Source organism: Sutterella sp. AM11-39 (genome assembly GCF_003472385.1).
GTDB lineage: Bacteria > Pseudomonadota > Gammaproteobacteria > Burkholderiales > Burkholderiaceae_F > Duodenibacillus > Duodenibacillus intestinigallinarum.
This window is the reverse complement of sequence record NZ_QRLV01000002.1, coordinates 151,269-166,934: the sequence shown is the minus strand read 5'-3', so window position 1 is coordinate 166,934 and position 15,666 is coordinate 151,269. Positions and strand designations below refer to the sequence as shown.

General features: G+C 57.0%; 17 protein-coding genes. 8 read left to right on the top strand and 9 right to left on the bottom strand.

Going from position 1 to position 15,666, the window contains the following annotated elements; genetic code table 11:
* Positions 1-104: 104 nt before the first annotated feature.
* The 4 genes from dnaQ to ffh are packed head-to-tail and all read right to left on the bottom strand — an operon-like array spanning position 105 to position 3,448.
* Positions 105-830: a DNA polymerase III subunit epsilon gene (gene dnaQ, locus DW133_RS02590; RefSeq protein WP_118274960.1), complete on the bottom strand. Its 726-nt coding sequence runs from the start codon at positions 828-830 to the stop codon at positions 105-107.
* Positions 831-848: 18 nt separating this feature from the next.
* Positions 849-1,295: a ribonuclease HI gene (rnhA, locus tag DW133_RS02585; protein WP_118274958.1), complete on the bottom strand. Its 447-nt coding sequence runs from the start codon at positions 1,293-1,295 to the stop codon at positions 849-851.
* A complete protein-coding gene (locus DW133_RS02580) occupies positions 1,273-2,052 on the bottom strand; it encodes a class I SAM-dependent methyltransferase (RefSeq protein WP_118274956.1) in 780 nt (259 codons plus the stop codon). Before DW133_RS02580 ends, rnhA begins: the two co-directional genes overlap by 23 nt.
* A 13-nt stretch (positions 2,053-2,065) precedes the next feature.
* Positions 2,066-3,448, bottom strand: a complete 1,383-nt coding sequence (ffh, locus tag DW133_RS02575; protein WP_118274954.1) for a signal recognition particle protein — start codon at positions 3,446-3,448, stop codon at positions 2,066-2,068.
* 290 nt (positions 3,449-3,738) lie between these two features.
* Here ffh and DW133_RS02570 point away from each other — a divergent pair, with 290 nt between their 5' ends.
* From DW133_RS02570 to DW133_RS02550, 5 genes are all read left to right on the top strand, one after another.
* Positions 3,739-4,554 (top strand): inner membrane protein YpjD, encoded by an 816-nt coding sequence (locus tag DW133_RS02570; RefSeq protein WP_118274953.1) that lies wholly within the window; start codon positions 3,739-3,741, stop codon positions 4,552-4,554.
* 10 nt (positions 4,555-4,564) lie between these two features.
* Positions 4,565-4,813, top strand: coding sequence for a PP0621 family protein (locus DW133_RS02565; protein ID WP_118274951.1), 249 nt, complete (start codon positions 4,565-4,567; stop codon positions 4,811-4,813).
* Between the two features lies 1 nt (position 4,814).
* Positions 4,815-5,444 carry a 1,6-anhydro-N-acetylmuramyl-L-alanine amidase AmpD gene (ampD, locus tag DW133_RS02560; RefSeq protein WP_118274949.1) on the top strand — a complete coding sequence of 210 codons (630 nt, stop codon included), beginning with the start codon at positions 4,815-4,817 and terminating at the stop codon, positions 5,442-5,444.
* Between the two features lie 66 nt (positions 5,445-5,510).
* Positions 5,511-6,050 (top strand): YggT family protein, encoded by a 540-nt coding sequence (locus DW133_RS02555; RefSeq protein ID WP_118274947.1) that lies wholly within the window; start codon positions 5,511-5,513, stop codon positions 6,048-6,050.
* Positions 6,051-6,071: 21 nt separating this feature from the next.
* A complete protein-coding gene (locus DW133_RS02550) occupies positions 6,072-7,487 on the top strand; it encodes a mechanosensitive ion channel family protein (protein ID WP_118274945.1) in 1,416 nt (471 codons plus the stop codon).
* An 83-nt stretch (positions 7,488-7,570) separates the two neighbouring features.
* On the opposite strand, the gene pstB is transcribed toward DW133_RS02550, so the two are convergent.
* Positions 7,571-8,347, bottom strand: coding sequence for a phosphate ABC transporter ATP-binding protein PstB (gene pstB / locus DW133_RS02545; protein WP_118274943.1), 777 nt, complete (start codon positions 8,345-8,347; stop codon positions 7,571-7,573).
* 358 nt (positions 8,348-8,705) lie between these two features.
* On the opposite strand from pstB, the gene DW133_RS02540 reads away from it, so the two are divergent.
* The 3 genes from DW133_RS02540 to pstA all read left to right on the top strand — a co-directional run bounded on the left by DW133_RS02540 (position 8,706) and on the right by pstA (position 11,413).
* Positions 8,706-9,509 (top strand): phosphate ABC transporter substrate-binding protein, encoded by an 804-nt coding sequence (locus DW133_RS02540; protein WP_118275193.1) that lies wholly within the window; start codon positions 8,706-8,708, stop codon positions 9,507-9,509.
* 98 nt (positions 9,510-9,607) lie between these two features.
* On the top strand, positions 9,608-10,486 hold the full coding sequence (gene pstC / locus DW133_RS02535; protein ID WP_118274941.1) for a phosphate ABC transporter permease subunit PstC: 879 nt from the start codon (positions 9,608-9,610) through the stop codon (positions 10,484-10,486).
* A gap of 27 nt (positions 10,487-10,513) precedes the next feature.
* Positions 10,514-11,413, top strand: coding sequence for a phosphate ABC transporter permease PstA (gene pstA / locus DW133_RS02530; protein WP_118274939.1), 900 nt, complete (start codon positions 10,514-10,516; stop codon positions 11,411-11,413).
* Positions 11,414-11,515: 102 nt separating this feature from the next.
* Here the strand turns inward: pstA and DW133_RS02525 are convergent, their stop codons facing one another.
* From DW133_RS02525 to accB, 4 genes are all read right to left on the bottom strand, one after another.
* Positions 11,516-12,448, bottom strand: coding sequence for a carbohydrate kinase family protein (locus DW133_RS02525; RefSeq protein ID WP_158571096.1), 933 nt, complete (start codon positions 12,446-12,448; stop codon positions 11,516-11,518).
* A gap of 277 nt (positions 12,449-12,725) precedes the next feature.
* Positions 12,726-13,628 (bottom strand): 50S ribosomal protein L11 methyltransferase, encoded by a 903-nt coding sequence (gene prmA / locus DW133_RS02520; RefSeq protein ID WP_369907909.1) that lies wholly within the window; start codon positions 13,626-13,628, stop codon positions 12,726-12,728.
* On the bottom strand, positions 13,618-15,000 hold the full coding sequence (gene accC, locus DW133_RS02515) for an acetyl-CoA carboxylase biotin carboxylase subunit (protein WP_118274935.1): 1,383 nt from the start codon (positions 14,998-15,000) through the stop codon (positions 13,618-13,620). Before accC ends, prmA begins: the two co-directional genes overlap by 11 nt.
* 25 nt (positions 15,001-15,025) lie before the next feature.
* Entirely contained in the window at positions 15,026-15,499 is a 474-nt protein-coding gene (gene accB / locus DW133_RS02510; RefSeq protein ID WP_118274933.1) for an acetyl-CoA carboxylase biotin carboxyl carrier protein, read from the bottom strand.
* Positions 15,500-15,666: the final 167 nt, after the last annotated feature.

Sequence of the window (15,666 nt, the reverse complement as noted above, 5' to 3'; positions counted from 1 at the left end):
GCCGTATCAAAAAGGAACGGCGCCTGAGTGTAATCCGCGCATTCTATCGGTTTTTGCCTTGTTTTTCTTGAGTATTTTGGCGTAGGCCGTGGTCGGGGAGGTGCTCAGGACGCATTCGTCGTTTCTTCGGAGTGCAGTGCCTGCGTCCAGCGACACCCTTTTTTGCACTTTTTGGCGATGCGCTCGAGAAAGGCTTCGTGTTCTGCCAGTTCGTCGGCAGGCACTTCGGCTCGAACAAACAGACTCTTGTCCGGAATTTGAAAGCCCTTTTCTCCTGCCTCGTAAGTGTCTCCCAGCAATTCGCCCTGCTTGCGGGTCATGGCGAGATACACTTCGGCCAAAAGTCGCGCATCGAGCAAGGCGCCGTGCAGGGTACGGGCCGAACGATCGATTTCATAGCGCGTGCAGAGTACGTCAAGGTTGTTGCGAAGCCCCGGGAACATGTCGGAAGCCATTTTCAGGCTGTCAGTCACCTTCAGGCAATAGTCTTCGATGCGGCCTTTACCCAGACGTCCGAGCTCCATATTGAGAAAGCCCACGTCGAAGCTTGCGTTATGGATGATGAGTTCGGCGCCTTCGATGAACTTCAGAAAATCGTCAACGATGTCGGCAAAGACAGGCTTGTCGGCCAAAAAGGCGTTGTCAAGACCGTGCACGTTCACTGCCTCAATAGGCACGTCGCGCTCGGGATTGATGTAGCGGTGGAAAAACGCCTCGGGTCGGTCGCTGAGGGTTCGGCCGACAATTTCCGCGCAGCCGACTTCCACGATTCGATCATCTTTATCGGCGTAAAGTCCCGTGGTTTCCGTATCCAAACAAATTTGACGCATGATGAATTCTCGTGTCGGTTACTCGGCAAATTGCGCCGCACCCATATTGGCCAGCTCATCGGCGCGTTCGTTTCCGGGGTCTCCGGCATGGCCTTTAACCCAGCGCCAGTCAATGTCGAATTTTCCGGCAAGCAAATCGAGCTGCTGCCAAAGTTCGACGTTTTTGACCGGTTTGCCGTCGGACGTCCGCCAGCCTTTTTTCTTCCAGCCGTGGATCCAGCCGGTGATGCCGTTGCGTACATAGCTCGAGTCTAGATGCAGGACGATCGGCACGGGACGCTTGACGGCGCTCAAGGCCTCAATAACGGCGGTGAGTTCCATTCGGTTGTTGGTGGTTTGGGCTTCTCCCCCGTAGAGCTCGTGCGAGTGAGCGCCAAAACGCATCAAAACACCCCAGCCGCCGGGGCCGGGGTTTCCTTTGCAGGCGCCGTCGGTCCAGATTTCAAGAACAGTCTGCTGCGTCATTGGAGATCTTCAAAGATTCGGAATTTTTCAGTGTGGCCGAGACGGTTTTTCCGGATTTGGCGGCCGCGAAATTGACTTTGCCGACAAGCGTTGTTTTGACGGTCACCTTGCGGGCCGACAGCAAAATGACGTTGCTTAAGGTTGGCCACCAACGGTCTCCGGCCTTATCAAGCCAGCCCGGCAGACGCACATTGGCGGAGTTCTTGTCGGGACTGACGGCATAGACGCCGAAGTTGCCGCCTTCGAGCGAAAGTCCCGCTTTTTGAATGGCCGCCTTGATGGACAGGATCGGAATGCAGGCCGAACCGTTGGGCAGAATTTTTCGCGAAGGGAAAACTTTTTCTCGCAGTGTCCAGCTTCCCATCGCGTTGAAAAAAAGAGCAATGAGAAGGCCGTTGGGGGCAAGCACGCGTGCGGCTTCGTTTACCGTAGCCTGCAACTTTTCGGGGTGTCGATCGAACGTATGCGCGAGCACGATCGCATCGCAGCATTCGTCGCACAGTGGCAGTGCGTCGGCTTGCGCAAGCACGCGGTCTCGAAAATCACTCTCGCTGGCGTGCGCATGCACTACGTCGTCAATGAGAATGCGGTGTGTGATCGGGCTGGCGGCAAAGGGGTTCAATGCGCCGAAACCGATCTGAAGGGCCCGATTCCCCGATTTGTTGGCAAGAAACCGTGCGCAGGCCCCTTCCTCCCAGGCCAATACGGTGCGGCCTGCGGGGGAGGCGAGAAACGATTCCCAGGTGACCGAGCGCATGACCGTCGTACGCTCAACGGCGTCCGAAGCCGCCGAAACGGCCGCCCAATTGACCGAGCGCGCGCATCATCTTGACCATGCCGCCCTTTTGCATGTGCTTCATCACGTCGCGGGTCTGCTCGAACTGCTTGAGCAGACGGTTGACTTCCTGCACGGTGACGCCCGCACCCGCTGCAATGCGGCGCTTGCGGCTCGCTTTGATGATTTCAGGGTTGCGGCGTTCCTTGGGCGTCATCGAATTGATGATACCTTCGGTACGGCGGATCTGCTTGGCGGCGTCCTTGTCGTTGACGTGTGCGGCAGCTTGCTGGAACTGAGCCGGGAGCTTTTCGATGATGCCCGAGATCGGTCCCATGTTCTTCATCTGGGAGATCTGTCCCTTGAAGTCTTCCAGGTCGAACTTGTCGCCGGACTTGATCTTCTTGGCGAGCTTCTCGACGGTCTTTTGGTCGACCGACTTCTGCACGTCCTTGACGAGGGAGACGATGTCGCCCATGCCGAGGATGCGGCCGGCCATCTGTTCGGGGTTAAAGAGCTCAAAGCCGTCGAGCTTTTCACCCAGACCCACAAACTTGATCGGTTTGCCCGTGACCATGCGCACCGACAAGGCCGCACCGCCGCGGCTGTCACCGTCGAGCTTGGTGAGCACAACGCCGGTAAGCGTCAGACGTTCATTGAAGGCGCGGGCCGTGTTGACGGCGTCCTGACCGAGCATTGCATCGATCACAAAGAGCGTTTCGGCGGGGTTGAGGAAGTCGGCGAGGTCGCTCACTTCCTGCATCATGGCTTCGTCGATGGCCAGACGTCCGGCCGTATCGACGATGAGCACGTCGTAGAAGTGACGCTTGGCATGGTCGAGCGCCATGCGGGCGATGTCAAGCGGTTTCTGATCCGGTGTGGATTCGAAGAAGTCGGCGCCGGCCTGCGCGGAAACGGTCTTCAACTGATCAATAGCGGCGGGACGGTACACGTCGGCCGAGACGGTGAGAACCTTTTTCTTAAGATTTTCCTTGAGCCACTTGGCGATCTTGGCCGCACTCGTGGTTTTACCCGAACCCTGAAGACCGGCCAGGAGAATTACGGCAGGCGGCTGAACGGAGAGGTTGATCTGGCGATCTTTTTCGGGAACGTCGCCGCCGATGACTGCGGTGAGTTCGCGTTCCACAACACCTACCAGAGCCTGACCGGGGTTGAGATTGCCGACAACTTCTTCGCCGAGCGCTTTTTCCTTGATGCGGGCGGTGAGTTCGCGCACCACGGGAAGGGCGACGTCGGCCTCAAGCAGCGCAAGGCGTACTTCGCGCAGCATATCGCGCGTATTTTGTTCGGTCAGGCGGGCCTGTCCGCGCATGGTTTTGACGATGCGCGAAAGGCGGGAACTCAGATTCTCAAGCATGAAAAAACGGCTGGAAAAAGCGAAAAAATGGAAATTACCTTGAGTGAAAGCCCAAACGCAATGCAAAGCAGACCGCTCTTAAGGTTCCTGCGGGGCAGGCTCGACTAGAATCGCATAAAAAAGAGAGGCTGTTTGATCAGTGAGCGGACCGTTTTTCAATCCGAAAGACGACGGCTCGCCAGTCTGCGGCAGACACGCGGTCGGATATTTTAAAGCACTGCGCCGTCTGTTTCCGTGTTTGAAAAACATCCTTTCAGACGTGCTGTTTTTCTTTTTGGGATTACTCTCAGATGGCTCTGAGCGAAATTTTGCTTGTGATTGCCGCCCTGGCCTACCTTGTCTGCGGCGTTGGCATTGTGAAGGTTTTGAACGCACCCGAAGCGGTGGCGCCTGCCTGGCTTCGCACCGTGGGCTTTGTGGGCTTTGCCGCGCACGCCGTGGGCGTTCTGATGAACATGTTTGCTCCCGGGGCGATTCGCTTCGGTTTCGGCATGGCTGTCTCGGCTCTGCTGTGCATCTCCGTGGCGATCGTTCTCGTTGAAAGTCTCGTGCACCGCATCAACGGTTTGATGGGCATCGTGATCGTGGTGTCTGCCTTCGGTACGGCCCTGCCCGTGGTGTTTCAGGGTGAGCTTTTCCCGGCGCAGGAATGGTCGATTCTTTTTCGCGTCCATCTTCTGATGGCGCTTGCGGCCTACAGCTTCATGACGATTGCCGTCGTGCAGGCGATTTTGCTTACTCGCAAGGAACGCGAAGTGGCTAACCCCGCTACGCTCAATAGGGGCGGTCTTTTGTCGAGCATGCCGAGTCTGTTGGCGATGGAACGCATTCTTTTCCGCATCGTGGCCTGTGGCTTTGCCTGCCTGACCTGCGTGCTGCTTCTGGGTGCGATGGCCACCTACGAACTGCACCAGACCTACTTCATATTCGAGCACAAGACGATTCTGACGTGGTTGTCCTGGATCGTGTTTGCCGTGCTTCTGGCAGGCCGCTATTTCCTCGGCTGGCGCAAAAAGAAGGCTCTTGCTTGGTTCTGGGCCGGCATCGTCTTCCTGGCGGTTGCTTATCTCGTGTATCGCTTCATCCTTGACGCGATGATCCACTAGCGAGTCAATCATGGGAAGAATTCTGTTTTGGGTGATTCTGATTGTCGCCATTTATGCCGCCTTTGTGTTTGCGCGCAGCCGCCGCACCAAGGGTGACTCACACAAGCAGGTTGACGGCAAGAAATCGAAGTTTCCGACGGCCATGATCGAGTGTCCGGAATGCGGCGCATACTTTCCTGAAGATGAGGCGGTGCTGGGCGACGGAAAGGCATATTGCTCGGAGCGCTGCCGCAAGAAGGCGCGCGCTCACAAGGCCTGAGATGGCGCAGGATCTCGTCATTGACCCCGAGGGCTGGCTTGTCGCGGCAGAGCGGCACGAGAGTCCGCATTACAACGAACGCCCGGACGAAGATGCCGAGCCGCATGTCGTCGTACTGCATAACATTTCTTTGCCTCCGAATCGGTTTGGGACGGGGCTTGTGCGGGATCTCTTCATGGGAGAGCTCGACACCAAGACCCACCCTGATCTGACAGACCTCGAAGGGCTGCGGGTTTCGAGTCACTTTTTTATTGCGCGCGACGGGCGCATCGAGCAGTTCGTAAGTTGCGCAAAGCGGGCGTGGCACGCCGGTGTGAGCCGTTTTAACGGGCGCGACAACTGCAACGATTTTTCCATCGGCATCGAACTGGAAGGAACCGATTTCGTGGCCTTCGAAGAGGCTCAGTATCAGGCGCTGGTAAAGCTTTTGGGCGCCATTGACGCCCGATATGGTCTTTCGTATATTGTGGGACACAGCGATATTGCACCGGGTCGAAAAACCGATCCGGGCCCGCACTTTGACTGGGTGCGCTTAAACGGCTCCCGATCGGCGTTCGGCAGTCCGCAGTTTGCGGGCGCCGCCGCGCGACTGCAGTTGAGCATTCTCGAACAATCCTTCGCGCGCGCTTGAGTTTTCTAAAGCCGCGACGCTTTCATCCTTAACGGGCCTGCTTTTGCCAAAGCTCGGCCAATAGCTATGTACACGATTTTTTCTTTTCTGACCGGACTGATCGGAAGTCTTCTATTACTGCGTGCCTGGTGCTGGACGCTTGCCATCACGCCGCGAGATCCGGTGGTGGGTTTCATTTGGAAGGCCACCAATTGGCTCGTGACGCCTTTCGGCTTTGTGGTCCGTCCGCGCGGCGATTGGGATTTGCCAACGCTGGCCGCAACGATCTTTGTGGCATTGGTGCAGGTTTGGGCCGGACGCGAATTGATGGGCATGCCCGAGACGGCGACGGCCTTCATCGTAGCGATTATCGCCATGGCGCTGCGCTGGCTCGTCAATCTCCTGATCTGGGGCACCATCATCTACTGCATCATGTCGTTCTTTGCTAACCGCTGGTCGGGATACATGGCGCTTTTGGGGACGCTGCTTGATCCGTTCCTGCGTCCCTTCCGCTGTCTTTTGCCGCCGATCAAAGGGTTTGATCTGTCGCCGATTCTCTTCTTTTTGCTTCTGAATTTGGCGCTGCGCTTTCTGGTTCCTGCCAGCATGGGTCTGTACGTTTTCTAAGAGCACGAAGGGGGTAACAAGATGACGACAACAACGAATCTGCCCGCCGATGCGGACAACGTGCTCGCCAACGCAGGACAGGCGGTGATCCACACTTCGGAAACGCTCATTGGTGACATCGTGGCGCTTTTTACCGGCACCACGCACGGCTACGTGATTCTTGCGCAGGTTGCAGCCATCGTGCTGGCGGTTTTTGCCGGGCTGGTGGTGCATAAGATTGCAGGCGCGCACATCAAGGCGCTGACGTTGCGCATCGGGCGCAAGACATGGAAGGCCAAAGCTCTCGAGCTGTGCCTCAATACGATCAATGACATATTGTTCTCGGCAACGGCCGCAGCTCTTTTGTCGCTGTGCGTGTGGGGAATCACGGAAACCGGCTTTTTAAGCGACCGTAGCGAACTTGTGCTCGTGCGCGTGGCCTACCAGATCTTCTATGCCTGGGCAATCCTGCTGGTGCTGATGCAGTTTTTCACGGTGCTGCTGGGCGAGCGCATGTTCGGCAAAGGTCTGCGGCACGCCGTGCGCATCGCCTTCTGGGTGCTTGCGATTTTGCAAATCATCGACGTGCTGCCGGTGATTGTTGACTGGATGCGAGCCTGTCAGCTGCCGATCGGTACAGACAAACTGACCGTCTGGGCTCTCATCGTCGGCTTTCTCACGCTGTTCTTGGCCTTGGGCATTGCCTCCCGCATTTCCGGTTTGTGCGAAGCGGCCATCATGAACATGCGCGAGATGGAGATGAATTCCCGCGTCGTTCTGGCGCGTTTGTGCCGTGTGGGCTTTTTAATTCTCGGCGTTCTGGTCGGCTTGTCGAGCGCGGGCATTGATCTGACGGTGCTCTCGGTCTTCGGCGGAGCGCTCGGCGTCGGCATCGGCTTCGGTATGCAGAAAATTGCCTCGAACTACATTTCGGGTTTCATCATTTTGTGCGACAAGTCAATCAAGATCGGCGACATGGTCAACGCTGCGGGATTTACCGGCATCATCACTCAGATCAACACTCGCTATTCGGTGCTGCGCAACACTTCGGGCGAAGAAATGATCGTGCCCAACGAAAACTTCGTTACCGGCAGCGTCATGAACTACTCGCACACGGATACGGCAACGCTTGTCACTCTTGACGTTTCGTGTGCTTACGAAAGCAACGTCGACGAGGCACTGCGTATTCTCTCCGAATGTGTTCTTGCCCAGCCGCGCGTGTTGCACGATCCCGGTCACAAGCCCTGGTTTGCCGTAACCGAGTTTGCCGCAAGCGGCATCAATCTGCGCGCAGCATTCTGGATTGCCGATCCCCGCGACGGGACAGTGGTACTCAAGAGCAATATTTTCCGAGCCGTTCTCAAGGCATACAACGAGGCGGGCATTGAAATTCCTTACGACAAGCTCGAAGTGACGCTCAAAGGTACGGGGGCAGCTGAAGAGGCTCCCGCGGCATAGCCGGGCAATCGACGGCATTCAGACGTAAAAAAGCGGCCCGAGTCGGCCGCTTTTTTACTGCATCTGAGGCACGATGATGACGTTTAGCCGAAACGACCGTTGACGTAGTCGCGGGTACGGACGTTGGCGGCGTTATTAAAGATCGTGTCTGTATCGTCGAACTCAATGAGCTTGCCCATGAAGAAGAACGCGGTCTTATCCGACACGCGGGCGGCCTGCTGCATGTTGTGAGTCACGATGACGATGCACAGGGACTGCTTGAGTTCCAGGATGCTTTCTTCCACGCGTTGCGTGGCAATCGGGTCCAGAGCGCTGCATGGTTCGTCCATCAGGAGCACTTCGGGTTCCACGGCCAGGGCGCGGGCGATGCAAAGACGCTGTTGTTGGCCGCCCGAAAGGCCCAGGGCACTCTCATTGAGGCGATCCTTGACTTCTTCCCAAAGCGCGGCACGGCGCAGACTTTCTTCGACCTTTTCGGCCAGAATCGAACGGCTGCTGATGCCCGCAACGCGCAGGCCGTAGGCGACGTTTTCAAAGATGGACTTTGGAAACGGCGTGGGCTTCTGAAAGACCATGCCCACGCGCTGGCGCAGCTGCACCACATCGTAGTTGGGAGCGTAGATGTCTTCTCCGTCCAGAAGAATCTTTCCTTTGAGCGTGGTGTCACAGATGAGTTCGTTCATGCGCGAGAGCGTGCGCAGGAAGGTCGACTTGCCGCAGCCCGAAGGACCGATCAGTGCGGTGACCTCGTGATTGCGGAATTCCAGGTTGATATCAAACAGCGTTTGGGTGTTTTCGTAGCTGAAATCGACGTGTTCGGCACGGATTTTGATTTCGTTTTTGGGTTCGGAAACGTTCATTTTTTTCAATTCGTATGGGCAGAAGAAATACGCAGAGGGCGGACGAGAGGTTGCACTCTGTCGAGGCGCGCGAAGCACTTTCTTTCTTGCGCGGCAGGCGGATCGTAGGCAGGAAACGTGACTGTTTGATTCGTTTTTGATGACAGTTTGATGACAAGGACAAAAAAGATTTCGCTGTCATCAAATCGTCATAAAACGTTCGCTTGTTTGTCACAAACGACGTTCAGCATTGCGGTTCTGAAAAGCGCCGAAGAGAAAATTTTCGAAGGTCAGACTTCCGTTGACGTTGGGGCGCTGACAAATCAGGAAGTCAAAGCAGACCTTCACTCATTGAATTGCAATGAAGGAAAAAACGCAAATGTTCAAGAAACTCTGCCTTACCGCTGCGATGGTTGCCGCTGCGGCCACCTCTTTTGCCGGTGATCTGGTCATCAACGGTTCCACGACGGTTCTGCCCGTGGTTCAGAAGGCCACCGAAGCCTTTGCTAAGACCAATCCGGATGTGCACATCGCTCTTTCGGGCGGCGGCTCCGGCAACGGCGTCAAGGCACTAATTGACGGTCTCACCAACATCGCCATGAGTTCGCGCGATATCAAGGCGAGCGAAGTCAAGCTTGCCGAACAGCGCGGCGTCAAGCCCTATCGTACGGCCGTTGCAGTTGACGCTATCGTCCCGGTTGTCAACAACGCCAACACGGTGAAGGATCTTACGCAGGAACAACTCAAGGCCGTTTTCGAAGGCAAGATCCGCAACTGGAAGGAAGTCGGCGGCAAGGACGCCCCGATCGTTGTGGTGAGCCGCGACTCGAGCTCGGGCACGTTTGAAACCTGGGAATCCCTCGTGATGAAGGGTGCACGTGTGACCCCGCGCGCTCTGCTGCAGACCTCCAACGGCACGGTGGTGCAGACGGTGGCTAAGAACGTGAACGCCATCGGTTATATCGGCATCGGCTACCTCGACAAGCAGACCAAGCCTCTGACGCTCGGCGGCAAGGTCGCTACGGCTGAAGCCGCCAAGACCAAGGAATGGCCGCTTTCCCGCGAACTGTACTTCTTCACCAACGGTGCTCCGAATGGTGATGCCAAGGCCTTTACAGACTTCGTCGTGTCTCCTGCCGGCCAGAAGATTGTTCAGGAAACCGGGTTCGTTCCTCTGAAGTAATTTAGAAATGAACATCGTCTGCCGGCCTCGAACGTGCGGCAACAGCTCACCTGGAGTTGCCGCACGAAAGAAGCCGGCGGTTTATAAAGAGGCCCATAATGCGTTATGACTTTAGAGAAAAGGCTGTCGAAGGCGGATTAGCCGCTTTGGCCTTGCTCTCGCTTGCCGTGCTCGCAGGCATTGTGTTTTATCTGTTTCGTGAAGGCCTTCCGGTGTTTGCCAGCACCGGCTTTCTCGACTTCGTCTTCGGAACCGATTGGTATCCGGTCGGCGATCAGCCCGACTTTGAAATCGGTTCTCTGATTGCCGGTTCGCTTGCCGTGACCTTCCTGGCAAGCCTGTTTGCGGTTCCGCTCGGATTGATGACGGCCGCCTACCTCTCGGAAGTGGCTGCCAATACTACGCGCCGTATCATCAAGCCTTTTATTGAACTGCTTGCTGCGTTGCCCTCTGTCGTGATCGGCTTCATCGGCATGGTGCTCGTTGCGCCCTGGCTGCAGAACACGCTCGGCATCGCCACTGGTTTGAATCTTTTCAATGCGGCATTGATGCTCGCCTTCATGGCTGTTCCCACGATCTGCTCGATTGCGGAAGACGCTCTGCACGCTGTGCCTCGTTCACTGAAGGACGCTTCTCTTGCTCTCGGTGCTACGCCCTGGGAAACGCTCAAGAACGTGACCTTCCCGTATGCACTCTCGGGCGTCGGTACCGCCGTGATGCTCGGCATGTCCCGCGCGCTCGGTGAAACGATGGTCGTATTGATGGTCGCGGGCGGCGCTGCCATTGTGCCCGAATCGATCTTTGACCCGATCCGTCCGATGCCCGCTTCGATTGCCGCCGAAATGGCAGAAGCTCCCTTCGGCAGTCCCCATTACCACGCTTTGTTTGCAACCGGCATTGCGCTTTTCGTGATGACCTTCATCTTCAACGCGATCGCCTTCCGCCTAGCGCAGAAGTACAAGACGCCCGCCGTGTGATGCATTTGAATTAAGGAAAAGCAAAAAATGAATCAGCAACAAAGCATTTGCAGTCAGGCTCGCGAAAAGACTCGCGCCAAGCGCGCGGCCACGCAGGTTTTCTCTTTCTTCACGTTGCGTGCGGCCGCCTTCGTTAATTGCGCTGCTCTCGTGATCGCCTGCGTCTTTCTGTTTGTCAACGGCATCGGCGCGCTCGACATTGAGTTCGTGCTCGATTCGCCGCGTGAAATGATGACTTCGGGCGGCGTGTTCCCGTGCCTTGTGGGTACTTTCCTGCTTGCTGCCGGTGCCATTGCCATTGCATTGCCCTTTGGGGTGGCTTGCGCCGTGTGGCTTAACGAATACGGCAAGCAAGGTCCTGTGGTCGATATCGTTCGTCTGTCGGTTGCCAACCTTGCCGGCGTTCCTTCGATTGTGTTCGGTCTGTTCGGTTTGGCCTTCTTCGTGACGGCCCTGGGCTTTAACGTGAGTCTGCTCTCCGGCATCCTCACACTGGCTGTTCTTACTCTGCCCGTGATCATCAACACAACCGAAGAAGCCCTCAAGCAGGTGCCGCGCTCCTGGCGCGACGCGAGTCTTGCATTGGGCGCCACCAAGAGCCAGACGATCGGCCGCATCGTGCTGCCCTCGGCTCTGCCCGGCATCCTTACCGGTGCCATTCTGGCTGTGGCTCGTGCCGCGGGCGAAACCAGTGCCGTGATGTTTACCGCTGCTGTTTTCTATACGCCGAAGCTGCCTGAGAGCGTTTGGAGCTCGGTGATGGCGTTGCCCTACCACATGTACGTGCTTGCAACGGCCGGTACCGAAATCGAAAAGACTCGCCCGATGCAGTACGGTACGGGGCTGCTCTTGGTTGTCCTCGTGTTTGCCATGAACCTGATTGCCATCTTGATCCGCGACAAGATGCAGAAAAAGCGCCTGGCCTAATTCGACACAGACGCTTGACGTAAAGAACACCTGTTTGAGCACGGGTGCCCGGCCGGACGGAAGCTTTTATGGGCAGCTTCTGTCCGGCCACTTTTTTGGCTTTTAGGCGGGCATTTCTTCGCCGTAGGTCGCCTTGTAGCGATCGGCAATCTGCTCCTTGGTTGGAGCGTAGTTCTGAGCGCCTGTCTTTTCGACCTTGAACGAGCCCATGACGGAAGCCAGACGCAACGTCTGTTCCCAGCTCCAGCCCTTGGAAAGACCGTAGAGCAGACCGCCGCGGTAGGCGTCACCCGCACCGACCGGGTCCACAGCGTTGGGCACGCGGCAGGCGGGAACCGTGATTTCCTTGCCTTCGGTCCAGACCGTTGATCCCTTTTCTCCGTAGGTGACGATCAGAGCCTTGACGAGATCAGCGATTTCGTCGGTGGTCAGAAGCGTGGCGCGCTTAATGAGTTCAAGCTCATAAGCCGAGGCGGCCAGATATGTGGTCTTGCTGATTAGTTCACGGATTTCGTCGCCAGAGAGAATCGAGATGGCCTGGCCGATGTCGAAGATCACCGGAATGTTGCGCGAGAAGCATTCGTTCATGCGCTGAATCACGGCTTCCTTGCCGTCGGGAGCAACGAGAGCCAAACCGATCTCGCCTTCAGGGAAAGCCGCTTCATGAGAGCGGGACATGGCGCCCGGGTTAAACGTAGCAAGCTGCGAACCGGTCTTGTCGGTTGTTACAAAGCACTGAGCCGTAAAGACATCGTTGAATTTGGCCACCGAGGTTTCGATTTCCAGCTGTTCGAAACGGTAAAGATAGTCGGAACCGTCGGTACCCACGGCGCCGGTGACGACGGGATGGCCGCCGAGCAACTTGAGCGCATACGCGATGTTGGCGGCGCATCCGCCGTAGTTGCGCGTCATGGAGTCGGTGACGAAGGTGAGATTGATGTGGTCAAGACTTTCGCGTACGAGGTGATCGCTGAAGCGTCCGCCATAGGAAAGAATGTTGTCGTAAGCGATCGAGCCGCTGATCATGATGCGCATGATGAACCTCGAGATTTCTAAGTTTTCAAATAAAAAGCAAAGGCGCGAAAAGGCGCGTCTGTATTGGATTTCACTGATTCTAGCAAGGCCTCTCAGCATTGCAGGTTTTTTCCCAGTGACAACAAGGCATCGATAACGGAGAAACGACTTGTTTTTCGGGTGGCGCCGGCCGTCCGACGCAGACAAAGACAACAAAAGGCAACACGGTCGCGCGTGTTGCCTTTTGCAAACGGACTGTGCAAGACCGGACGGTCTATATCTCGAAACGCGTAATGTGTCAGGCGTGTCGCTGTCCTGCGATACAAACCCAGCCGTCTTCTTCTCTCCAAACGGAAAGTTCGATGTTCGGATCCGTCTTGCGGTACACCTCAATCACTTCCTCGGCCTGACGGGCCAGAACGCCCGAGAGCACGAGACGGCCGCCGGGTGCCACGCGGCCAAGCAGGGCCGGAGCGAGTACCTTGAGAGGGTTGGAAAGGATGTTGGCGACAACCAAGGAATAGCGACCGGCGGGCAAATCCCCCGGCAACACAAACTTGGCCGTCACTTCGTTGTGTTCGGCGTTGAAGGCTGCGCTTTCGACGGCCTGCGGATCAATGTCGGTACCGGTGACATTGGCTGCGCCGAGTTTGGCGGCGGCGATGGCGAGAATACCTGTGCCGCAGCCGTAGTCAAGGACCGTATCGGTGCTCGTGACGTGAGTATCGAGCCACTGCAGACAAAGATGCGTCGTCGGATGAGAGCCCGTACCGAAGGCCACGCCCGGATCGAGTCGGATATTGATGGCTTCGCTTGAGGGGGGCTCATGCCAGCTCGGAACGATCCAGAGTCGGTCGCTTACCTTTACCGGGGAGAACTGAGCCTGCGTGATGCGCACCCAGTCTTCGTCGGGTACCGTCGTATCGGACTTCACGACCGGTGTTTCGATGCCGAGCGCCTTAGCGGCGATGGCGGCGGCCTGAGAGGCGTCGAACGTATCGTCGGCAAGCACGGAAACGATGGAGCGGTTCCAGGCGAAAGTATCGGGTTCGGTGCCCGGTTCGCCGTAAAGCGGCTTCTCATCGGGGCTGCCAAGATCGGCATCCTCGATCGAAACGCTCATGGCGCCCGCATCCATCATCATGTCGGCGAAGTCTTCGGCCGAGCGCTCCAGACACAGAAACTTAATTTCACGCAGCATTTTTGATGTCCTTGTCTTTGTGCATTGCAACCCACTCGGCCATGCGCTCTTCCAAGTAATGGATGCTGGTGCCGCCTTGATTGAAGCGACTGTCGCTCATGATCAGACGGTGCAGATCGATGTTGGTATTGATGCCTTCGACAAGAGTTTCCGAAAGAGCCACGCGCATGCGGGCCAGCGCTTCGTCACGCGTTTCACCGTAGGCGATGAGCTTGCCGATCATGCTGTCGTAGTACGGGGGCACCGTGTAGCCGGCGTAGACGTGGCTGTCGAGACGGATGCCGGGGCCGCCGGGCATATGCCAGCGAGTCACCTTGCCGGGAGACGGACGGAAGGTAAAGCCGTCTTCGGCGTTGATGCGGCATTCGATGGCAGCGCCTTTAAGAACGATGTCGCGCTGCTTGAGGCGCAGACGTTCGCCTGCGGCGATGCGGATCTGTTCGGCGATGATGTCAACGCCCGTCACCCATTCGGTCACGGGGTGCTCAACTTGGACACGGGTGTTCATTTCGATGAAATAGAACTCGCCGTTTTCGTACAGAAATTCGAACGTACCGGCGCCGCGATAGCCGATGCGGCGACAGGCTTCCGTGCAGCGCGCACCGAGTTTTTCGATGAGCTTGCGAGGAATGCCGGGGGCGGGAGACTCTTCCACAACCTTCTGATTACGGCGCTGCATGGAGCAGTCGCGTTCGCCCAGATAGATGGCGTTCTGGAAGTTGTCCGAGAGCACTTGAATTTCGATGTGGCGCGGATTTTCCAAGAACTTTTCCAGATAGACCTTGTCCGAGCCGAATGCGGCATTGGCCTCCGTCTTCGTCATGTTGACCGAGGTCAGCAGCGCGGCTTCGGTACGCACCACGCGCATGCCGCGACCGCCGCCGCCCGCGCTCGCCTTGATGAGCACGGGGTAGCCGACTTCGCGGGCAATGCGAAGAATTTCCTTCGGATCATCGGGCAGAGCACCGTCGCTGCCGGGAACGCAGGGAACGCCCGCATCGATCATCGCCTTTTTGGCGTTGACCTTGTCGCCCATCAGACGGATCGTGTCGCCGCGCGGACCGATGAAGGCAAAGCCGCTTTTCTCAACGCGATCGGCAAAGTCGGCGTTTTCCGACAGAAAGCCGTAACCGGGGTGAATGGCTTCAGCGTCCGTGACTTCGGCTGCAGAAATGATAGCCGGGATGTTGAGATAGCTTTGGGAGGACTGAGCCGGGCCGATGCAGACGCTTTCGTCGGCAAGGCGCACGTACATGGCATCAGCGTCGGCCGTCGAATGCACGACGACCGTCTTGATGCCCATGGCGCGGCAGGCCCGCTGAATGCGCAGGGCGATTTCCCCGCGATTTGCGATAAGTATTTTTCCGAACATGGTTCAGGCGTCAGAAGCAGGATTATCAAGCGATCACAAAAAGCGGCTGGCCGAATTCAACCGGCTGACCGTTTTCGACGAGGATTTCCTTGATGACGCCGTCGTATTCGGTTTCGATTTCGTTGAGAAGCTTCATGGCTTCGATGATGCAAACCGTGTCGCCGGCTTTGACCTTCTGGCCAACGTCGGCAAAGGGCTTGGCACCGGGGCTCGGTGCGCGATAGAACGTGCCGACCATAGGCGAATTGATGGTGCGGGTGTCTTCAGCGGCAACAGGAGCGGCGGCAGGTTCGGCTGCGACAGCCGGAGCCGGAGCGGCTGCGGGAGCAGCGGAGGCAACCACAGGCGTGGCAATCACGGCGGGAGCGGCTGCGGCCACGGGGGCGGCACCGACGCGGTTGACGATTTTGACGCGATCGTCGCCTTCGGTGATTTCGAGTTCGGCAACGCCGCTTTCGCTAACGAGATCAATCAGTGTTTTAAGTTTGCGAAGATCCATGATGTACGCTCAGGATAGATAAAACGGTGAGAAGCAGGAAGTTCGAAAATACAGTGCTTAAAGCGTTTCCTGCGGCAAACAAGCTCTGATTTAGTAGCCTATTTGCGGATTATGCGCCCAATTGCGCTTAATTCCTACTAGTTTTAAGGCATCTTGGGCTATCTTTT